This window comes from Luteimonas sp. A501 (assembly GCF_054052085.1).
The window spans coordinates 485,319-507,016 of the sequence record NZ_JBSVRI010000002.1 but is presented as its reverse complement, the minus strand read 5'-3'; the positions used below and the strand labels follow the sequence as shown (position 1 = coordinate 507,016).

Here is a 21,698-nt window from a genome sequence, read left to right as displayed (position 1 = left end):
ATCGCAGCCAATGGCTCCTGTGAGGGATCGCAGCTGGCTGCTGCGTGTCGCGGCTTTTGCGGGAGCCGCTATAGCGGCGATTGCAGCTGCGGTCGCGGCTGCGTCGGCAGATGGCGCCGGATCCAGGTCGCAGCTGTAGCTGCTCCTACGGGGGGGGATCCGGGGGGGCTTACCAGTCGGGGCTGCGGGTGATCGGGACGTCCTGCTCGCGGTCGTAGGTGCGCAGCTCTTCGCGCAGGTGCGAGATGCGCTGCCGGCCCAGCGCGTTGCGCTGCTCGTCGAGCAGCACGCCGTCGAGCAGCTCGGCCATGCGTTCGGCGGTGGGCAGCATCGCGTCCCAGGCGTCGAGCGCGGACACCGGCGCCGGCAGGGTCAGGAAGAAGGCGATGGCCGGGGTTTCCAGCGCCTGGATCTCGGCCATCTCGAAGCTGCCGGGGCGGCGGATGTTGGCGACGCTGAACACCGGGCCGCGCTCGGGATGGCCGGCCACCAGACGATGGAAGACGTTGAGGTGGCCGTAGGTCAGCCCCGCCTTTTCGGCAGCGACCACGATGTCCGGGCCGCGCAGCACGTGGCCCGCGCGTGCCGCGATGTAGAGGGTGACGATCTTGTCGAAGTCGTCGCTGACGCGCTGACCGTACTGGCTGACCGTGGCGCCCGCAGTGCCGCCGACAGCGCCGTCGAGCAGGTCCATCTCGGCCTGCATGGCGTCATCGACCGGCGTCTCGCCACCCTCGCCCAGTTCGCGCTCAAGCTGCGCGCCCAGGGTCGGCTCCAAGCGCTCCTCGCGCGCGGCCGGGGTGGACCTGGCCGGCACGCGGCGTCCCTGCGGACTGCGCGGCCTGGTGCCGAAATACCAGATCGCGCCAAACAGCAGCACGCCCGCGACCAGGATCCCGATCCGCAGCAGCCAAACGTCGCTCATCGTGCTCTCCCTTGTTGGTTCAGGCGGCGCCGACCAGGCGTGCGGCTTCCGCAAGGTCGACCGACACCAGTCGGCTGACGCCGGGCTCGCGCATGGTAACGCCCGAAAGCTGCTTCGCGGCTTCCATCGTCGACTTGTTGTGGGTCACGAACAGGAACTGCACCTTCTCGCTCATCTCGGTGACCAGCGCGCTGAAGCGGCCGACATTGGCCTCGTCCAGCGGCGCGTCGACCTCGTCGAGCAGGCAGAACGGCGCCGGGTTGAGCTGGAAGATCGCGAAGACCAGCGCCACCGCGGTCATCGCCTTCTCACCGCCGGACAGCAGCGAGATGTTGGACACGCGCTTGCCCGGCGGGCGCGCCATGATCGCGACGCCGGTGTCGAGCAGGTCCTCGCCGGTGAGTTCGAGATACGCATGGCCGCCGCCGAACAGGCGCGGATAGATCTCCTGCACGCCCGAGTTGACGCGGTCGAAGGTGTCCTTGAAGCGGCCGCGGGTCTCGCGGTCGATCTTGCGGATGGCGTCCTCCAGCGTGTCCAGCGCCGAGGTGAGGTCGGCGTCCTGGCTGTCGAGGTATTCCTTGCGCTGGGCGGCTTCGGCATGCTCCTGGATCGCGGCCAGGTTGACCGGCTCCAGGCGGCGCAGCTTGGCGTCGAAGTCGGTGACCATGCGGCCCCAGGCGGCGGCCTCGGCCTCGTCGGCCAGGCCGGCGACCACCTCGTCGAGCACGAAGCCGGCCTCGTTCACCGCGGCGGCGAGCTGTTCGGCGTGGATCACCAGCGCCTGCTGGTCGAGGCGGCGCTGGGCGATGGTTTCGCGCTGGGCGATGGCCTGCTCGTCGCGCTGGTGGCGCACCTGTTCGTTGCCGCGCATCGCGGCATCGACCCCGTCGAGCGCGGTGCGCGCCTGCGCCAGGACCTGTTCGGCCTGGACACGCTGGGCAAGCGCGGCCTGGCGCTGCTGTTCGAGCTCATCGACCGGCGTATCGCCAGTGGCGAGCTGCGCGCTGATCTCGCCCAGGCGGCTGTCGAGCTGGCCGCGCTGGCCGCCCATCCGCTGCAGGGCCTGGCGCAGTCCGTTCGCCTGCGTGCGCTGGGCTTCCAGCTGCAGCGCCAGGGCATGGGCCTGTTCGCGCGATTCACGCGCCGCGGTGCGCGCCTGGTCGCGGGCGGCGGCCAGGCGCGCGCGCTCGGCCTCGAACTCGCGGCGCACGCCTTCGAGCTCGGCCATGCGCGACACGGCGTCCTCGAGCCGGCCGCGCGCCTCGCGCGCCTGCTCGCCGCCGCCGGCGATGGACTCGCCAAGCTGGGCGAGTTCGGCATCGATGCGCTCGATGCGATTGCGTGCGGCGTCCAGCCGGCCCTGTTGGCCCTGCAGCCGGCCGGCAAGCTCCGACACGCTGCGATGCGCGTGGTAAAGCTGGCGCTGGGTGTCCTCGCGCGCCTGTTCGGCCGCCAGCAGGCGCTCGCGGCCGTTGGCCAGCGCCTCTTCAAGTTCGACCTCGCGCGCCTGCAGCGTTTCAATGCTTTCGCGCAGGGCCTGGATCTCACGCTCGCGCAGCAGCGCGCCCTGGCGCGCCGCGCCCGAGCGCAGCACCCGCAGCCAGCCGGCGCCGAGCCTCTCGCCGTCCGGAGTGATCACCGAGTCGCCGGGCTCCAGCCGCGCCTGCAGCGCGCGCGCCTCGGCCAGTGAATCTGCCACGTGCAGCCGCGACAGCAGCCGGCGGATCGCCAGCGGCCCGCGCACGCGCGCGGCCAGCGAAGTCGGCGCGAACGTAGCCCCGCCTTCATCGGCATGCGCGGACGACACCAGAGCGATGCGGCCATCGCCGAGATCCGCCAGCGCGTCGACCAGCGCCTCCGGACTCTCGACCAGCACGCCTTCGATCATCTGTCCCAGCGCGCCCTCGACCGCGTTCTCCCAGCCGGCCTCGACCTCCAGCGCTTCGCCCACGCGGGTGGCGGAATCCAAGCCGTGCTGGCGCAGCCAGGCCATGGCCGCGCCCTGCTCCTGCCCAAGCGCGGCGTTCTGCAGGGTCTCGAGCGAGGACAGCCGGCCGCGGGCTTCCTGCGCCTGCTTGCGGACGTCGGAGATCTCCTGCTGGCTGGCGCGCTGCTGGTCCTGCAGGTCGAGCGCGGCCTGCTTGCGCACGTCCAGGCCTTCGTTGAGGCCTTCCAGCCCGAGCTTCTGCGTCTCGTGTTCTTCGGCAACGCCGGCGAAGGCTTCCGCCAGCGCGTCGAGGTCCAGGCCCGCGCGCTCGGCGGACAGCACGCCGCGGCGGCGGTCGTCGTCGAGCGACTGGCGGTCGAGGTAGTCGACGCGGGTGCGCTCGACATCGGCCGCGCGCGCGGCCTCGGCGGATTCGCGGCTGTGGGCGTCCCAGCGCTCCTGCCAGTCGGCCAGCGCGGCCTCGGCCTCGCGCAGGGCGTCCTGGCGGGCTTCGTCGCTCTCGCGCAGGGCTTCCAGCGCGGGCTCGGCCTCGGCCACCGACTCCTCCAGGATCGCCAGGCGCTCCTCGTCACCGCTGATGTGCTGCGCCAGCTCGGCGATCGCATCCTCGGCCTCTTCGCGGGCGCGAAGCAGGCGCTGCGACAGCTCGCGCTGGTGGGCGATCTGCTGCTCGATGCGCGCCAGCGTGCCGCCGACCTCGTAGCCCGCGGCCTGGGCGCGGTTGAGGGCCTCCATCGCGTCCTCGCGCTCCACGCGGCCTTCTTCAAGCGCGCGCTCGGCCTCGCGCTGCTCGGCGATCAGCTGCTGCAGGCGGGTTTCTTCCTGCGACAGCCCCTCGCGCAGCCGCGACAGCTTCGCATCCAGCGCCCGGAATTCCAGCGCCTTCCACTCGGCCTCGCGGATCCGGCGTTCGGCCTGGATGGCGGTGTACTGCTCGGCCTGCCGCGCCTGCCGCGCGAGATGACCCAGCTGCTTGCCGACCTCCTCACGCAGGTCATTGAGACGATCGAGGTTTTCGCGGGTGTGGCGGATCCGGGTCTCGGTTTCCTTGCGCCGCTCCTTGTACTTGGAGATGCCGGCGGCCTCCTCCAGGTACACGCGCAGATCCTCGGGCCGGGCCTCGATGATCTGGCTGATCATCCCCTGCTCGATGATCGAATAGCTGCGTGGCCCCAGGCCCGTGCCCAGGAACAGGTCGGTGATGTCGCGCCGGCGGCACTTGGCGCCGTTGAGGTAGTAGTTGCTCTGGCCATCGCGCGAGACCAGGCGCTTGACCGAGATCTCGTTGAAGGCCGCGAACTCGCCGGTGATGGTGTGGTCACTGTTGTCGAAGATCAGCTCGACGGTGGCCTGCGAGACCGGCTTGCGCGAGGTCGAGCCGGAGAAGATCACGTCGGTCAGCGAATCGCCGCGCAGGCGGCTGGCCGAACTCTCGCCCATCACCCAGCGCACGGCGTCGATGATGTTCGACTTGCCGCAGCCGTTGGGGCCCACCACGCCGGTCATGTTGGTCGGCAGGTGGAGCGTGGTCGGATCGACGAATGACTTGAAGCCGGAGAGCTTGATCGTGGACAGGCGCATGCGGCGGTCGGTTGCCTCGGCGGCACACGGGCGGGCCGTGGCGGCGGTCGGTTTCGGGGAAATGCAGCGGGAATGCGGCCCGGAGGCAGCAGCACCGCAGTATAGCGGCACCCGGCTGGGCCGGATGCCGCTACCCCCAAGCCTCAGAAGACGACGTACAGGCTGACCCCGGCGAACGCCTGCAGTCCGGTGACACGGATGTAGTGGAGGCCCGGCTCCGGCGCCTGGATGCGCAGGCCACGGCCGCTGGTCGAACCATCGGCGGCGCCATCCTCCGGCACCGCCTGGTGGCGGGACTCGATGCGCAGCTGACCACTGCCACCACCACCGCCCCTGAGCACCGTCAGGTTGCGCACGCCGGCCGGCACCCGGACGGCGAACAGGAACGAATCGCCTTCCGCACCGGACAGGCCCCGCACCGTTTCCCCGGCGCGCAGCAGCCGGGCATCCGGACCCAGCACGTGGACGCCGGTGTCGCCGCCCAGGGCCAGGAGGCGCTGGTCTCCGGTGGCCAGCAGGCGCTGCGGCGCGGCACCGCCCAAGGACGTCAGCTTCCGCAGCTCCGGGCTGGTGGGATCGCTGACGTCAAGCTCATGCAGGCCTTCCGCGTCCGCGAACCACACCAGTTCGCCGGCCTGGGCCACGCGGGTGTAGTCCCCCAAGCCGCTGCCCGGGGAGTAGCGCCCGATCACCTCGGGCGCCGCCGGATTGGCGATGTCGACCACGCGCAGGCCCTCTCCGCAGGCGAGGTAGGCCAGGTCCATGGCCTCGTCGACGGCGAGATCGAAGGCCGCGCCGCAGCCGTCGTCGACGTGGGCAAGCTGCCGCGGCGCCCCACTGCCGGACACGTCGAAGACGATCATGCCGCCCGAGTATCCGGATTCGATTTGCGCGCCCTGGGCCATGTAGAGGTAGCCATTGCCGGCATGCAGGCGGTACGGCTGGTTGGCGAGCGGGATCTCCGACAGCAGCGCCGGCGCGCCGGGCTTCGCGATGTCGACCGTCGCCAGCCCGCCTTCATTGGTCCAGCGGCCGACCCAGGCACGGGTTCCTTCGATGGCGATGGTCGCGGCGAACTGGTACGGAAGCCGCGAGACCTCCTTCGGCCCACCCTGCGCGCCGAGATCCACCGCCACCAGCCCGTAGCCCCAGGCCGCCATCCAGGCGATGTCGCCCGCCATGGCCATCTGTTCGAAGCTGCGGCCCTCCAGCAATTTCGGCAGGCCGGCCTCCACGCGCGCCAGCGGCGCCAGCGTATCCGGGTCGTTGACCGTCAGGCCGTAGTTCGCCTGCAGCAGCACCGTCTTTCCGTCATGGATCGCGGCGTCCACGGCGCGGACGCCGCCGGGGAGCCAGCCGGTGGCCACCAGCTGCGGCTTGCCGGGCTGGCCGACGTCCAGCGCATGCATGAGATCGGTGCCGGTCTGCAGCAACATGCCCTGTTCGCCCAGCGGCACGGCCCGCCTGCCGGCGAAGGCATCGATCGTGGACTGTGCCACCGCCTGCGGCGCGTCCGGGTCGGCCACGTTCCAGATCCCCATCCCGGGCCCGTAGCCGAAGCTGTAGACATGGTCGCCCAGGCGGGCGCCGGCGGTAGCGGCGGGAATCTCGATCGAGCCACGCTGGGCCATGCCCGCGGCCGTGTCGAAGACCGACAGGTTGTTGCCGATGCCGACCGCGGTCTCCGGGCCGCTGACGACCCGGAATGTGTCGAGGCCGTCCAGGCCGTGGCTCGACGCCACCACCGGGGCTCCAGGCGCGGACACGTCGTACAGGGTGTAGACCGTATTGCCCAGCCAGCCACGACCGCTGGCGTGGATCGTGTCGCCGTGGACCGCCAGGTCCGTGAACTGGGCCGGGAGGCTGCCCACGGCGCTGGCCGCGAAGACCGGCGCCTCCGGATCGTCGAGCTTGCCGACCAGCAGCCCGTGGCCATCGTCGAACAGATAGAGATGGTCGTTGGCCGTGGTCAGGCCGAGGGCGCGCAGCGTGCGATCGCTGTCGAGGTAGGCCTCGTCATCGCGCACCAGGCGCGGGACCCGCGGGTCGGCCAGTGACCAGGTGGCGACGCCGCTGCGACCGTTGTCGCCGCGCCAGCTGGCATAAAGGTGGTCGCCCACGCGCACCAGGCCGTTGATGGGGCCACCCACGGCGTCCGAGGTGTCCAGCCGCACCGGTCGATCAGGTCGGGCGTAGTCCCAGGTCGCGATCACGCGGCCCGTCGGGACGTAGGCAAGCGCGCCGGAAACGACCGGGGCAGCCGCGATCCCGCCGCCGCGCAGCAGGTTGAGCGTGAGCGGCTCGGCGGCTTCGGCGCCCGCGGCAAGGGTGCAGGCCATGGCAGCCGCAAGCGCGGCAGTGAGAAACGGGTTCGGCTTCACGTACGGATCCTCTGTCTTGCTGGGGTGGATCACCGACCTTGGGACCCGACCTGCTGCCGGACACTCCAGACGCATGACTGTTACATGATCATTGCGCTTGAAATCAGACACTTGCGGGCGAAATCCACCGTCATCCGGCGATCGCGGCAGCGACCCGCACCTGCAGCTCCGCCAGCGACGGGACGGCGGGCGCCCAGATCGCCACGCGCCCCGCGAGCGCCGCGGCCTCGGCCTGCCGCCCCTGCTCCAGCAGCCAGTCGGCGTAGGCGAGTACGACGTCGGCGATGTCGGACGGCACGCCCTCGCGCTCGGCCAGTGACAGGGCGTCGGCAAATGCGGCGTCCACCTCGGCTGCTGGCCGTCCCGCCTGCTGCACGCCCAGTGCGCGCCGCAGCCGGTCGGGCACGAACGCCCCCAGATCGGCCTCCGCCGCCATGCGCACCGGCCGATCGAGACGCAGCGCGGCCTGCTCGCGGCGCAGCAGCAGCCAGGCGCGGGCCTCCGGATGCACGCCGACGGGAACGGCGGCGAGGGCCGCATCAGCCAACGCAAGGGCCTCGTCCGGCCGTTCGCGGTCGAGGGCCAGCGCAACCTCGTGCCGCGCCGCCTCGAGCTGCAGCGTGAGACCGGGGCCTGGCGGGCCACGGCTCGCGAGGATGTCCGCCGCCTCGTCCAGCCGGCCGGCGACCCGCAGCGCCCCCGCCCGCGCCTGCAGCAGCGCCCGCGCCTGCGCCGGGTCGGCGACGCGGTCGCGCAGCGCCAGGCCGCGCCCGCTTGCCGCCAGCGCCTGCTCCACCCGCAGCAGGCCGAGTTCGGCGTCGGTGCGCGCTGCCAGCACGGTCGCCAGTTCGTTCACCGCCCCCATTGCCGAAAACGCCTGTTCGGCTTCGTCCAGGAAGGCCAGGGCCTGGGCCGGCCGGCCGCGATCGGCTTCGAGGATGCCCATGTTGGCGTCGACCCTCGCGACCGCCAGGGCATCGCCGGTCCGCTGCAGCGTCACTCGGGCACGGCCGAAGTCGGCCAGGGCCGCGTCGAAGCGTTCGTCCATCGCGTACACCACCGCGCGCCCGCTGAGGGCCTGGCCGAGCTCGGCCGGGTACTCCGCGGCCAGCGCGATCGCGGTGTCATACGCCGCCTCCGCCTCGTCAAGCCGATCCAGGCGCAGCAGCATCGCGCCGCGCGCGTTGAACACCTGCGCGCGGAACACCGGATCGGGCACGGCATCCTCTTCCAGCAGGCGCTCCAGGCGCGCCAGGCCCCGCGCGTGTTCGCCGGCGCGGAAATCCACCCGCGCCAGCTGGTACTGCAGCCGCGGCTGTGCGCGCTGCAGCTCGGGCGCGGCAAGCAGGATGCCGCGTGCGGCCTCGAGCTCGTTGGCCAGCATCGCCGCTCGCGCACGCTGCAGGCGCTCGGCCAGGTCCGTGGCCTCGGCATCCGCCAGCGCCGTTCCGCCGAGCCTCGGGGCCAAGCGGTCGACCGCCAGGCGCGCGGCTTCGAGCAGGTCGCCGGCCTCTCCGGCCGCGGCGTGGGTCATGCCCCCGCCGTCCCCTGCAGTCAGGCGGACACGCCACGCCGCGCCGTTCCGCGCCACCTCGCTTTCCACCCGCCAGCCGCGTCCCATCATGGCGCGGAACTGGGCGGGCCCGTCGCCCCCCTCGCGTGCGTCCGCCGCCAGCGCCGACTCACTCGACAGCACCACGAGGCCGCTGCGCCGCAGCCGGTCGCCGAGGTAGTCCATCAGGCCAAGCCGCACCCAGGCGACATCGTCGCCGTCCTCCACGCGGGTCGGCAGCACCAGCAGCGCGTCCTGCACCGGCACCGTCGCCCCACTGCCGACGACAACCGCGTCCAGCGGTCCTGCATGAGGTCGCTGGCGCGTCGCCCACCATGCCGTGGCCGCGAAGACCGCCAACAGGAGGAGCGCGAACGATCCGACAGCCCACCGTTGGCGTAGCCGGCCGGAATCGCCCGGGCGGGGCGGGTCCGGCGGCGGAGGTCGAGGGGGCGGCTCCATGCTGGCCGGAACGGGAACGGGAACGGGAACGCGAACGGGAACGGGGGCCGGTGTCGGCGTGCCCTGTTCGACGTCCACCTGCATCATCCAGCGGAAACCGTAGCGCGGCACCGTGCGCACGGTGTGCTGGGACTGGCCGTCGTCGCCGACCGCCCGCCGCGTGCGCACCATCACCTGCCCGAGCTGGGCATCGGACACGTCGGCGCGGCGGAACACCGCCCGCACCAGTTCGTCGCGCGACACCGCGCGGTCGCGGTGGGCGATGAGGCACAGCAGGCACTCGTACACGCGCGCCTGCAGCACCACCGGCTCTCCGTCGCGCCGAAGTTCGCGCGTGGCCGTGTCCAGCAAGTGGCGCCCGAAGCGGTAGCGCGGGCTCATGGGTTCGATCGGATCTGCACGCTGCGATGATCGCCGATTCGACGCCCCTTGGCCGGATCCCGGCGCAGTACCCGGCATCGTCACGGGCAACTCACCGATGCAGGCTTGGCCGTCGCGCCGATATGCAGGGTGGGCACGAGGCGGGAGGCTGGCCTGCCTTTCCCGAGGATGGACCATACCGATGACCACGGCTCCGGCACTTAGAGCAGGCGTGTTCCTTCGCGGCGCGCTCGCCTGCGCATGCATGTCCGCACCGGCCTTCGCCCCCACGGCCATTCACGCGCAGCCAGCCGATCTCATGCACGCCGCGCCCGCGGTGCTTGCGCCCGGCGCGATACCTGCCGGGCCCATTGCGGACTACTGGCTGAGCGAAAAGCTCGACGGCGTCCGCGGGCGCTGGGACGGTCGGCGGCTGTGGACGCGCGGTGGCCTGCCGGTGGACGCGCCGCCCTGGTTCACCGCGGGCTGGCCAGAGGAGCCGATGGACGGCGAACTGTGGCTGGGCCGCGGCCGCTTCGAGGAGGCCAGCAGCCTGGTACGCAATCCGCCGGCCGATGACGCGCCGTGGCGCGCGATGCGCTTCCTCGTGTTCGACCTGCCGGCCCACGCCGGTCCCTTCGAGCAGCGGGTCCAGGCCATGCGCGCGCTCGCCGGCCCGGAAACTCCCCCTTGGCTGCGGCCGGTGGCGCAGTCAAGGGTCACTGACGACAAGCAGCTGCAGGCCCGCCTGCGCGCTGTGCTCGACGCCGGCGGCGAGGGCCTGATGCTGCAGCACCGTGACGTCCACTACATGCCCGGCCGCAGCGACGGCCTGCTGAAGCTCAAGCCGCACGACGATGCCGAAGCGCGCGTGGTCGCGCATCTGCCAGGCCGCGGCAAGTACGCCGGCATGGTCGGTGCCCTGCTGGTGGAGCGCGAAGACGGCGCGCGTTTCCGCCTCGGCAGCGGCCTCAGCGACGCCGAGCGCGACGTGCCGCCGCCACTCGGCAGCCTGGTGACCTATCGCTACAACGGCCTGACCATCAATGGATTGCCGCGCTTCGCACGCTTCATGCGGCTGCGCGAGCCGCCGCCCGATGCCGGCCCCGAGCGCCAGGCAGGCGCGCTCCCTCGACTGGATTAGCGCTGCAATCGGCGTCCGTCGCCGATATCGAAGAAGTGCAGGTGGGCGACTGCGACCCGGAGGGACAGTGACTCGCCCGGACGTGGCAGGTCGCCGGGCGGCAGCCGCGCCACCAGCGCATGCCCGCCCAGGTCCAGGTTCACGAACACCTCGCTGCCCACCGGCTCGACCACTTCCACCAGCGCTTCGAAATTGGCGTCGCCACTCCCAACGGCTTCCACGCCGGCCGGGGCGTCCGCCCGCATCAGGTGCTCGGGCCGCAGGCCCATGTCCAGTTCGCGGCCCTCCCAATCGCCGGGCACCTGCAGCCCGGGCAGCGGTACGCGCAGCTCGCCATCGGCCAGCAGCGCGGGCGCGTCGCCAACCGACACCAGCCGACCGCGAATGACGTTCATCGCCGGACTGCCCAGGAACGTGGCCACGAACAGGTTCGCCGGCCGCTCGTACAGGGCCATGGGCGTGTCGACCTGCTGGATGCGGCCGCCGTCGAGCACCACGATGCGCTGGCCCAGGGTCATCGCCTCCACCTGGTCATGGGTGACGTAGACCATGGTGGTGCCGAGGCTGCGGTGCAGCCGCGCGATCTCCACCCGCATCGCCGCGCGCAGGCGGGCGTCGAGGTTGGACAGCGGCTCGTCGAGCAGGAATACCTGCGGCTGCCGGACCAGTGCGCGCCCGAGTGCCACGCGCTGGCGCTGGCCGCCGGAAAGCGCTGCCGGCTTGCGCTCCAGCATGTCCTCCAGCCCCAGCGTCTTCGCCGCGCCCGCAACCCGCTCCGCGATCGCCGCCTTGTCCATGCCGCGCAGCTTCAGGCCGAAGGCCAGGTTCCCGGCCACGCTCATGTGCGGGTACAGGGCGTAGTTCTGGAACACCATGGCGATGTCGCGGTCGCGCGGCGCGACGTCGTTGACCACCCGCTCGCCGATGGTGATCGTTCCGCCGTCGACCGTCTCCAGGCCGGCGATCATCCGCAACAGGGTCGACTTGCCACAGCCGGAAGGTCCGACCAGCACAAGCAGCTCGCCGTCGCCGGCCTCGAAGCTTGCGTCGTGGACGGCGATGAAGCCGTCGGGATAGACCTTGCGGACGTGTTCGAGCCTGACCTGCGCCATCGTCACTCCGGGTTTCCCCGTCATGCGGCTGCGGGGCCTGTGCGTTATCCTCGCAATGTAACCGTTTTCAACGCATTCCTGCGCGCCGATCCGCCCGGAGCCCCTTGTCCATGTCCGACTCCACTGGTCCTGCAAGAGACCTCGTTTTCCCCGAAGGCTTCCTCTGGGGTGCCGCCACCGCGGCCCACCAGATCGAAGGCTCGCCGCTGGCCGACGGCGCCGGCGCCAGCATCTGGACGCGCTTCGCGCACACGCCGGGCATGACCCTCAACGGTGATACCGGCGACGTCGCCTGCGACCATTACAACCGCTGGAAGGACGACGTCGCGCTGATGCGCGAACTCGGGCTCAAGGCCTATCGCTTCAGCGTGTCGTGGTCGCGCATCCATCCCGAGGGCATCGGCCGCGTCAACCGGAAGGGCGTGGATTTCTATTCGCGCCTGGTCGACGAATTGCTGGCCCACGACATCGAGCCGCTGGCCACGCTGTTCCACTGGGACCTGCCGGCGGCGCTCGACGATCGCGGCGGCTGGCTCAATCGCGACTGCGCCGACTGGTTCGCCGAATACGGCACGACGCTCTACCGCGCGCTCGACGGCCGGGTGAAGAAGTGGGCCACGATCAACGAGCCCTGGGTGGTCACCGACGGCGGCTACCTGCACGGCGCGTTGGCGCCCGGCCACCGCAGCCGCTACGAAGCACCGATCGCCGCGCACAACCTGATGCGCGCGCACGGTGCCGCGGTGCAGGCCTATCGCGCCGAAGGCAAGCACGAGATCGGCCTGGTGGTGAACATCGAGCCCAAGTATCCGGCCAGCGATTCGCCCGAGGACGCCGCCGCCGTGCGCCGCGCGCATGCCTACATGAACGAGCAGTTCCTGCATCCCGCCCTGCTCGGCCATTACCCGCCGGAGCTGAAGGAGATCTTCGGCGACGCCTGGCCGGACTGGCCGGCTGAGGACTTCGAGCTGATCCGGCAGCCGCTGGACTTCGTCGGCATCAACTACTACACCCGCAGCGTCACCGCCGCCGGCGACAGCTACCCGCTGAAGACCGCCGTGGTGCGGCAGCCGCTGGGCACCTATACCGAGACCGGCTGGGAAGTGTTCCCCCAAGGCCTGACCGACCTGCTGCTGTGGTTCAAACAGACCTACGGCGACCTGCCCGTCTACATCACCGAAAACGGCGCCGCCTTCTTCGACCAGACGGTGGCCGAGGGCGGGCGCATCCGCGACCCGCTGCGCATCGACTACCTGCGCAAGCACATCACCGCGATCCGCGAAGCGATCGACGCCGGGGTGGACGTGCGCGGCTACATGGCGTGGTCGCTTCTGGACAACCTGGAGTGGTCGCTCGGGTATTCGAAACGCTTCGGCATCGTGCATGTGAACTACGGCACGCAGGAACGCACGCCCAAGGACAGTGCGCGCTGGTATTCCGACGTGATCGCCAGCAACGGGCGCACGCTCTCCGATCCGCTCCCTTACTAGACGACCCTGGCGCCCGGCATGCATGCATTTTCCAGCCAGCGCCACGGAGCCGCGGGATGAGTGCCACCGGCGCCAACGGAGGTATCCAGCTGCGCGCCGGGGTCGAGTTCCAGGCATTCCAGGACAGCACGCAGTGGGCGTGGGCTGCGGCCGTGACCCTTGCCGCGGCCCTGCGCCGCAGCCTGGAATCCGAACCCAGGACGCGGCTGCTGCTTTCCGGTGGCCGCACGCCGGGACCGGCCTACGCCGCGCTCGCTCGCGCGCCGCTGGACTGGGACCGGGTCGATGTCGCCCTGGTCGATGAACGCTGGCTGCTGCCCGACGAACCCGCCAGCAACGCGCGCCTGGTCCGGGAGTCGCTGCTCGTCGATCACGCCGAGGCCGCGCGCTTCGAGTCGATCACCCGGCCCGGGCGAAGCATCGAGGAAGCGGTGACGATCGCGAACATGCATGCCGCGCATCCGGCCGGCATCGTCGTGCTGGGCATGGGCGAGGACGGCCACGTCGGCTCGCTGTTCCCGAACATGATCGGGCTTGCCGACGCCCTCGCCTCGCCCCGATCCTACGTTGCCGTCGATGCCACCGGCTGCCCGGGCGCCGGTCCATGGACGCGCCGGGTGAGCCTGACGCCCGCGGGGCTGGCCCCGGCGCACACGCGGCTGTTGCTGATCCGCGGTGCCCGCAAGCGCGAGCTCCTCGACCGCGTGCTGGCCGGCGACGACCCGATGGAATTTCCGGTACGCATGGCCTTCCTCACGCCCGGCGCGACGCTGCGGATCCTCTGGTGTCCGTGAAACGTCGGGCCCTGCCGATGCCGGGCCGCTTCAGGACCCGCTACCTGCGCCGCTGATCTCGATCCGCGCCGGGACCTGCATGATGCGCAGTTCGCCGGCCTCCCACGTGGCCGGGCGTCCATCAATCGCGGTGGCTCCCGGCGCGCCATCGGCCCACGGCCAGGGCAGCACCAGCCCGCCAGGCGGCAGCTCGAGCCCGTCCTCCACCTCCAGCACCAGCACGTCCTCCGCGCGTCGCAGCGAATAGGCGAGCGTGCCCTGCGGCGTGCGCAGGCCGCGCACGGCGACGCCCTGGTCCAGCCATTCCGCGGGCACGCCGGCAGCAAGCACCAGGCTGTCATCCGACTCACGCGCATAGGCGAACATGTCCAGCGCCGAACGCACGAAGTCGGACGCCACCCACGCATGCGGCAGGTCGCCAAGGAAGAACGGCTTGCGCGGCGTCGGCGTCACCACTTCGGCCCACTGGTTCCAGGCCGGCGGCGCGCGATCGTCAAGGAACCACTGCGCAGCTTCCCAGGCACGTTCGCGCCAGCCCAGGCGCACGAAGGCGCCGACGTTGCGCCATTCGTAGGGCGTGTAGTCCTTCCATTCGCGATCGCCGTCGCGGCGCTGGACGAATTCGCGCCAGTAGCGTCCGAAGGTGTTGCGCACCCGATCGGCGGGCAGGTTGGCGAGCTCGCCGCCGGGCGCTAGCGCGATCGTGGTCGAGGTGGCATCGAAGTCGCCAAGTTCGGCCGCACCAGGCAGGAAATCGATGCCATGGCGGGTCGCGGCGGCGTCCAGTGACGCCAGCAGGTCAGCGCGGAAACGGTCGCGCGACGCCGCCATGCGCGCCGCGTCGGCATCCTTGCCCAGCGCCTGGGCTACCTGCACCGCGTCCTTGTAGCCACGCAGCGCCCAGAAATTGTCCCAGTACGAGTGCATCGGCTTGGCCGAATAGCCTTCGTGGCTGATCGAGGCCGGCATCATTCCGAAGAACGCGGGATCGAGGGCGCGGTTGGCTTCGGTGCGTTCGCTCAGGGCCAGCACCTCCATGTATTCGTAGGCGGCCAGCACGTGCGGCCACATGCGTTCGAGGAAGGCGTGGTCGCCGGTGTAGCGCCAGTACTCGGCGATGTTGAAGATCAGCTCGCCGTGGCTGTCGTTCTCCGGGACCGGGTCGCTGCCGCGGTCGTCGACGCAGCAGGGCACCTTGCCGTTGTCGAACTGGAAGGGTGCATACCACTCCACGTAATCCCGCACGGCGTCGGCGCGCCCCATCCGCAGCAGCCCTTCGGAAATCATCGCGCCGTCGCGGATCCAGCTGCGCGAGTACGAGCGCGTTCCCGGCTGCAGCCGCGGACCCACGCGCGAAATGAGCATGTGCGCGAGCGCGGTGCGCAGGCTGTCCGCCAGCGCCCGCCCCTGCGGCGGCAGGTCCAGCTGCACCTGGTCGAGCCTGCCGCGCCAGTCCGCCGCGACCCGGTGCTGCAGCTCCTCCGCATCCCACCAGCGCCGCGCCGGGCCGCTGCCGCCGGTCATCGGCACCATCACGTCGACGCTGCCGACTTCGCCCGGGCCCAGCTTCATGCGGTAGACCAGCGCCGCCGAGGCAAGGCCCGTCGGGTCGTCGACGACGCGCATGGTTGACGGCAGCTTGCCGGCGGCGAGGTGCTGCACGACATCGCCGGCGTCGAAGGCCGAGGCGAAGGAAACCGTGGGCACCTGTTTGGCGAACACCCGCGGCACGCCGGCCACCGACACCATTCCGCCGTCCACCGCGATGCCGCTGATCCGGCTGACGCCACCGAGGGTGTTGAGGAATTGCGTCGGCGGGTTCACCTGCAGTGGTCGCGCGGCGAGCGCGAGCTGAAGCTCCTGCGCACGTCCCGTGGTGTTGGCCAGGTGGTAGCGCAGCACCAGCTGCGAGCGCGCCGCATCGCCGGCAGCGAACGCGGTGACCCGCAGCGAAAAACCATCGTGCCGCCAGTCCACGCTCGGGATCGGCAGGTAGCCGTCCTGCAGCGACTGCCGTGGCGTGGCGTCCGCCCAGGAGACCAGGCGGCCGTCGGCGATCACGAAGGGCTCGATGCTGAAGCCGGCGCGGGCCACTTCAACCGCCCCGTCTTCGCCGATGAGCCCCTGCTGCAGTCCGCCGTCGAGGCCGAGGATGGTCCAGTACGGCTGCTCGCCGCTGAAGCCGCGCGGATAGCGGCCGCGCGGCAGGTCGGCGGCCACCGCGCGCACGAAATCGTTCGGATGGGCGCTGAAGTCGAGCGGCTTGAGCGTGGCTTCGGCCAGCCCGAATTCCTGGCCGGCCCCGGCCAGGAGATCCAGGGCGACATAGCGCGCTTCGGACTCCGGCAGCGCGATCCAGTCCCGGCCGCCATCGCTGCCGCTCACCTGGCGCGCTTCGTGCCAGGCCATGCCGTCGGCAGACATCTGGATGCGGTAGCGCGAAGCCTGCGCCGCAGGCAGCCAGTCCAGAACCAGGCCGCCCAACTCGCGGACGCTGCCGAGATCGAGCACCAGGCGCTGCCCGCCGGTGACCACCGGGGCGCGCCAGGCGCTGGCGGGATCGCCGTCGACCGTGGCAGCGGCGTCTCCCGCGGTGCTGAGCGCAGTCGCGGCCAGGGGGCTGTCGTCGTTTGGTGCCAGCTCGCTGAAGACGAGTTCGTCGAAGCACACTGAGCCGCGGCCGCCGACGCGGTTGTAGACCACGAACTCCAGCTTGGCGCTGGCGCGCAGCACGGGATCCGGATCCGGGCCCCAGGCTTTCACGATGTGCCGCGCCTTGTAGTGCACCGGCGTCCAGTCCGACGGCGGTTCCTGCCCGCTGTGGTTTACCCACCACACGTTGTCACCACTGGCATCGACGAGCTTGAATTGCAGGTCGTTGGCGGGCGCGTCCCCACGCAGGCGCAGGTCGAAGCGGTAGTTGCCGGGATACTCCAGCGGCAGCGCGCGCTGGATGCCGGCGTGGCCGGAGACGCCGTTGAAGTCGTAGTCAAGACACAGCCCACGACCTTCTTCGCCATCGATGGCGCGGATCTCCGCGTCGACCTGGTCGGATGCCACCACGCTCCATGCCCGCGGCTCATCGAAGCCGTCGAGCAGGCGCGTGGTCAACGCTTCCTGGGCAAACGCCGGCGTCGCCATGGACCCGCCTGCCAACGCCGCCAGCGCCATCAGCACTGCTCCGGCCGTGCCCCACCAAGGCCGCCGATTTCCGCTCCGCACCGCCATCGCGCACATCTTCCTCATCCCTTTACGCTACCCATGAGCAGCCCCTGCATGTACCAGCGCTGCAGCCCCAGGAACAGCAGCAGCACCGGCAGCACCGTGACCACGGCGCCGGCCATCATCATCTCCACGTCCATGATGTGCTCGCGCGACAGCGCTGCGAGCGCCACCGGCAGCGTGTACTGCTGCTGCTCGGCCAGCACGATCAGCGGCCACATGAAGTCGTTCCACGCCGCCATGAAGGTGAAGATCGCAAGCGTCACCAGCACCGGCTTCAGCATCGGCAGGACCACCTGCACGAAGATGCGCATCTCGCCGGCGCCGTCGATGCGCGCGGCCTCGACCAGTGCATCGGGAATCGAGCGTGCGTACTGCCGCACCAGGAAAATACCGAACACGCCCGCCAGGGCCGGCACCACCACCCCGCCCAGGCTGTTCACCAGGCCGAGCTCCTTCATCAGCAGGAACAGCGGCAGCATCGCCACCTGCGCCGGCACCACCAGCGCCGCCAGCAGTACCTGGAACAGGCGCTCGCGGCCGCGGAAGCGGAGCTTGGCGAAGGCATAGCCGGCCGCGGTGTTCACCACCAGCGAGCCGAGCGTGATCGCCAGCGACACCGCCAGGCTGTTGGCGAAGGCGCGGCCGAAGCCGGTGCGCGCGAACAGCTCGCGGTAGTTGTCGAGCGTGGTCGCGGCGGGCAGCAGCGGCGGCGGGAAGCGGCTGGCTTCGCCCATCGGCATGAACGACACCGAGACCATCCACGCCAGCGGCGCCAGCGCGAGCAGCGCGAACAGCACCAGCGCGCCGTTGACCACCAGCGTGTCCAGGCGCGTGCCGCCGACCGGCCGGCTCATACCAGGTCCCGGCGGCGCCCGGCGCGCAGCAGCAGCGTGGTCACCCCCAGGATCACCAGGAACAGCATGAACGCCACCGCCGAGGCGCGCCCGAGGTTCCACCATTTGAAGCCTTCCTCGAACATGAGGTAGAGCACGCTTACGGTCGACTGCAGCGGGTCGCCACGGGTCATCACATAAGGCTCGGCGAAGAGCTGGAAATAGCCCGACACCGTGATCACCGCCACCACCAGCAGCACCGGCCCCAGCGATGGCAGCGTGATGTGCACCAGCTGCCGCCAGGTGGAGGCGCCGTCGATGCGCGCGGCTTCGTAGAGCTCGCGCGGGATCGCCTGCAGGCCGGCGAGCAGGATCACCATGTTGTAGCCGAAGTTCTTCCAGACCGCGAAGCCGATGATCGTCGGCATCGCCCACAGCGGGTCGCCCAGCCAGTCGACCGGACCGATGCCGATGTGCCCGAGCGCCCAGTTCACCAGGCCGTAGCTGGTGTGGAACAGGTAGCGCCAGATCACCGCCACCGCGACCAGGGTGGTCACCACCGGGGCGAACAGCGCGGTGCGGAAGAACGCTTTGCCGCGCGCGAGCTGCGAGTCGAGCAGCAGGGCCGCGGCAAGCGACACCGCGATCGACAGGGGGACGCCGACCACCACGAAGTACGTCGTGTTCCACAGCGCCTTCCAGAATATCGGCGTGCGCAGCAGGTCGATGTAGTTGTCGAGCGCGACGAAGCGCAGGTTCGCCGGGTCGGCCAGTGCGTAAAGGTCGAAGTCGGTCAGGCTCAGCAGCAGTGCCGAAGCCACCGGCAGCGCGAAGAACAGGCCCAGCACCAGCAGCGCCGGCGCCACGAAGATCCAGCCCGCAGCGTCAGCGCGCATCGCCGCCCTCCTGCGCCAGGATCCAGCGGCGCTTGGCGAGGATGGCGTCGACGCTGGCATCCAGCTCGCGCACGGCCTGGTCCTGCGCCAGCCCGCCACGCACCACGCGTTCGGTCACCAGGCGCATTTCCTGCGCGATGCGCTCCCACTCCAGCACCTTGGGCGTGGGCCGCACGCGTTCGAGCTGGTCGCGGAAGGCGGCCGCCAGCGGATCGCCGGCGAGATCGGGATGCTCCCAGGCGCTGCGGCGCGGCGGCAGGTTGCCGCTGAGGGCGTGGAAGCGGCGCTGCACGTCGGGCCGCGAGAGGTATTCCACCAGCAGCCACGCGGCATCGCCATGCGTGCCGCCGCGCGGCAGCACCAGGCTGGTTCCGCCCGCGATTCCGGCACCGGGGCCATCGGGGCCCGGCAGCGGCATCGTCCCCCATTGGTCGGCAAGCTCCGCCGGCGCGCGCCTGCGGAACTCGCGGATGTTCCATGGCCCCGACAGGTAGAAGGCGTTGAAGCCGCGGAAGAACTCGTCCCAGACGTTGGAGATCTGGGTTTCCGACAGCACCGGCGCCCAGCCCTCATCGAACATCCGCACATAGAACGCCAGCGCGCTGCGGAAACCCGGGCTGTCGAAGTTGCCGCGGGTGCCCTGCTCGCGCAGCAGCGGGTCGGGCTGCTGCAGGGCAAGCGACAGCTGCGGCTCGAACTCGTTGAGCGGCAGCAGGATCGCGTAGCGCCCCGGGCCGACGTGGCGCTTCACTGCGGCCATCGCCGCGGCCCATTCATCCCAGTTGCGTGGCAAGGCGGCGACACCCGCCTCGCGCAGGATGTCCTTGCGGTAGAACAACAACCGGGTATCGACGTACCACGGCACGCCGAACACGCGGTCGTCGACCACGTTGGTGTCCCAGATACCCGGGAAGTAATCGTCAGTGACGATTGCATCGGAGGCGTCGATACGCGCCTGCAGGGGCTCCAGCGCGTCGAGCGCCGCGAACTCCGGGATCCAGGTGTTGCCCAGCTGCAGCAGGTCGGGCATGGCGTCGGCGGCATAGGCGGTCAACAGCTTTTCGTGCGCCGCGCTCCAGGGAATCGCCTGCAGCTCCACGCGTACGTGCGGATGCTCACGCCGGAAGCCGGGCAGCAGTTCCGCGACCAGCTCTGCCTCACGGCCCATCGCCCAGAAGCGGATCGTGGTCGTGTCCCCGTCGGCCGGGCGCGCGCAGCCCGTCACCAGGCTGGCCACTGCCGCCAACGACAGGACGATGGCAAGGCCGGCGCGAAGGCGTGGCATCCCCGGTCAGTCCGCGAGCGACGGAGACGGCGCACGCGCCGGCACATCGCGGCGGCCTTCCGCTGGCGCACCGGCATCCGAAGTGCTGTCGCCCACCGCGTCCCCGCCGGTGGCGCCCGCGCTGTCCCCGGCGGCCGCTTCAGGCGTCTGCGCCTGCGCGTCCTTCCGGGCCTCGGCCTCATCCTGCGCCTGCTGCTCCGCCAGCCAGCCACCGGTGAAGCCCGCGCGCTCCAGTCCGGCGCGGATATAGGGATTGCGCTTCATCACGTTCCAGACGAATTCGCGCCTGTGGTTGGCGATGCCGATCAGGATCGGCCCCTGGTCGATGCCGATGTAATCGCTGGCCACCCAGCCCTTGCCGGGGACGATGCGCCCGGTCTTGAGCGGGATGTCGTAATCGAAGCTCGGATTGAACGAGTCCAGGAAGCCGTAGCTGGAATAGAGGTACTCACCATGCTGCTCGACCAGCGCCTGCGTGGCCGGGATCACCAGCTCGGGCGCGAAGGGCAGCGAGGCGATCGCCGCGGTGGGCGCGATGGTGCCGTCGTCGAAGGCGACCGCGATGCCCGCCCCGCGGGCACTGTAATGGCGGAACTCGCGCATCACGCCCTCGTATTCCTGGTCGGTGCGCTGCGGCCCGTCGCTCGCCGTCAGGCCCCAGATGTCGGCGCCGTAGCCCTTCCAGCCCATCGGGTTCTCGATCGCGTACGAGCGCTGGGCGTAGGTCGCGCGCCGCGAATTCTCGAAATAGTCGATGCCGCGGCCGCGCATGTAGGCGTCGCGGATGCCGCGGAAGTCGATCCAGGCATGCGTGTACTGGTGGCCGAACTGCGGCGCGAAGCTGAGGTACTCCTGGCCCTGGAAGATGCCCCAGCTGTCGTCGTAGGTGCGGGTCCATGCCTCCCAGGCCTCCGGCCCGATCGGATGCGTGGGCGAGGCCAGCGCCAGGATGTAGACCAGCATCGCCTCGTCGTAGCCGGTCCAGTCGTGCTCGATGAAGCCACGTTCGGGATACCAGCCCATCGAGATCAACGGCGGGCGCTGCTGCAGCCAGGGCCACTCGATGCGCCGGTAAAGCTCGTCGGCGACCTCGCGGATCCGCTGCTCGCGCGGATCGTCGCCGTCGTAATAGCTTTGCGCGAACAGCACGCCCAGCATCATCAAGCCGGTGTCGACGCTCGACAGTTCCACCCAGGGCTCGTAGCGATGGCCGGTACGCATGTCGAGGAAGTGGTAGAAAAACCCGCGGTGCCCGATGGTGCCGGTCTCTTCCGGCCCCTGCGGCGATTCAAGCAGGAACTCCAGCGTCAGCAGGGTCCGGTCCACTGCCTGCCGCCGGCTGATCCAGCCGTTCTCGATCCCGATCGGATACGCCGTCAGCGCGAAGCCGATCGCCGCCACGCTGGCGAACGGCCGCGACGGGAAGCGGTCGGGCGTCATGCCGTTGCGCTCGTCGGTGGTATCCCAGAAGAACTGGAAGGTGCGCTTCTCGATGTCGTCGAACAACGGCGGCAGCTGTCCGGCCGCCGCCGGCGCCACGGCATCGGGTGGTGGTGCGGTCACCACCACCTCCTCGATCGGCCCCGGCCGCGGCGGTGATACCTCGGGCTCCGGCGCGTCCCGCCCGCAGCCTGCGAACAAAAGGACGGCGAGCAAGGGCCCGACGTACTTCAAACGATGGAATGAAACGGATCGCATTGCCTTGAT

General features: G+C 70.6%; 13 protein-coding genes. 3 read left to right on the top strand and 10 right to left on the bottom strand.

Features of this window, described 5'->3' with window-relative positions; all coding sequences use genetic code 11:
- Positions 1-169: 169 nt before the first annotated feature.
- The 4 genes from zipA to ACW7G5_RS08830 form a co-directional block, all read right to left on the bottom strand.
- Positions 170-925, bottom strand: coding sequence for a cell division protein ZipA (gene zipA, locus ACW7G5_RS08845; RefSeq protein WP_457003687.1), 756 nt, complete (start codon positions 923-925; stop codon positions 170-172).
- A 19-nt stretch (positions 926-944) separates the two neighbouring features.
- Positions 945-4,457 (bottom strand): chromosome segregation protein SMC, encoded by a 3,513-nt coding sequence (gene smc / locus ACW7G5_RS08840; RefSeq protein ID WP_457003685.1) that lies wholly within the window; start codon positions 4,455-4,457, stop codon positions 945-947.
- Positions 4,458-4,600: 143 nt separating this feature from the next.
- Positions 4,601-6,838 (bottom strand): LVIVD repeat-containing protein, encoded by a 2,238-nt coding sequence (locus tag ACW7G5_RS08835; RefSeq protein ID WP_457003683.1) that lies wholly within the window; start codon positions 6,836-6,838, stop codon positions 4,601-4,603.
- 130 nt (positions 6,839-6,968) lie between these two features.
- Positions 6,969-9,233, bottom strand: a complete 2,265-nt coding sequence (locus tag ACW7G5_RS08830) for a winged helix-turn-helix domain-containing protein (RefSeq protein ID WP_457003681.1) — start codon at positions 9,231-9,233, stop codon at positions 6,969-6,971.
- 181 nt (positions 9,234-9,414) lie between these two features.
- On the opposite strand from ACW7G5_RS08830, the gene ACW7G5_RS08825 reads away from it, so the two are divergent.
- Positions 9,415-10,356, top strand: a complete 942-nt coding sequence (locus ACW7G5_RS08825; protein ID WP_457003680.1) for a DNA ligase — start codon at positions 9,415-9,417, stop codon at positions 10,354-10,356.
- On the opposite strand, the gene ACW7G5_RS08820 is transcribed toward ACW7G5_RS08825, so the two are convergent.
- Entirely contained in the window at positions 10,353-11,468 is a 1,116-nt protein-coding gene (locus ACW7G5_RS08820; RefSeq protein WP_457003678.1) for an ABC transporter ATP-binding protein, read from the bottom strand. The two genes, ACW7G5_RS08825 and ACW7G5_RS08820, sit on opposite strands and share 4 nt — an antisense overlap.
- A gap of 110 nt (positions 11,469-11,578) precedes the next feature.
- Between ACW7G5_RS08820 and ACW7G5_RS08815 the strand changes: the two genes are divergently transcribed.
- Both ACW7G5_RS08815 and pgl read left to right on the top strand, forming a co-directional pair.
- Complete coding sequence (locus ACW7G5_RS08815) at positions 11,579-12,958, top strand: GH1 family beta-glucosidase (RefSeq protein WP_457003676.1); 1,380 nt, start codon at positions 11,579-11,581, stop codon at positions 12,956-12,958.
- A 56-nt stretch (positions 12,959-13,014) separates the two neighbouring features.
- Positions 13,015-13,752 carry a 6-phosphogluconolactonase gene (pgl, locus tag ACW7G5_RS08810; RefSeq protein ID WP_457003674.1) on the top strand — a complete coding sequence of 246 codons (738 nt, stop codon included), beginning with the start codon at positions 13,015-13,017 and terminating at the stop codon, positions 13,750-13,752.
- Positions 13,753-13,782: 30 nt separating this feature from the next.
- Here pgl and ACW7G5_RS08805 read toward each other — a convergent pair whose 3' ends face one another.
- From ACW7G5_RS08805 to ACW7G5_RS08785, 5 genes are all read right to left on the bottom strand, one after another.
- Positions 13,783-16,893 carry a discoidin domain-containing protein gene (locus ACW7G5_RS08805; protein WP_457003672.1) on the bottom strand — a complete coding sequence of 1,037 codons (3,111 nt, stop codon included), beginning with the start codon at positions 16,891-16,893 and terminating at the stop codon, positions 13,783-13,785.
- Positions 16,894-16,994: 101 nt separating this feature from the next.
- Positions 16,995-17,831: a carbohydrate ABC transporter permease gene (locus ACW7G5_RS08800; RefSeq protein WP_457003670.1), complete on the bottom strand. Its 837-nt coding sequence runs from the start codon at positions 17,829-17,831 to the stop codon at positions 16,995-16,997.
- Positions 17,828-18,706 carry a carbohydrate ABC transporter permease gene (locus ACW7G5_RS08795; RefSeq protein WP_457003668.1) on the bottom strand — a complete coding sequence of 293 codons (879 nt, stop codon included), beginning with the start codon at positions 18,704-18,706 and terminating at the stop codon, positions 17,828-17,830. The genes ACW7G5_RS08800 and ACW7G5_RS08795 overlap by 4 nt, the downstream gene beginning before the upstream one ends.
- The gene (locus ACW7G5_RS08790; protein WP_457003667.1) at positions 18,696-19,991 is read right to left on the bottom strand and encodes a sugar ABC transporter substrate-binding protein; all 1,296 of its coding nucleotides are present in this window, start codon (positions 19,989-19,991) and stop codon (positions 18,696-18,698) included. Before ACW7G5_RS08790 ends, ACW7G5_RS08795 begins: the two co-directional genes overlap by 11 nt.
- A gap of 6 nt (positions 19,992-19,997) precedes the next feature.
- On the bottom strand, positions 19,998-21,689 hold the full coding sequence (locus ACW7G5_RS08785) for a glucoamylase family protein (protein WP_457003665.1): 1,692 nt from the start codon (positions 21,687-21,689) through the stop codon (positions 19,998-20,000).
- Positions 21,690-21,698: the final 9 nt, after the last annotated feature.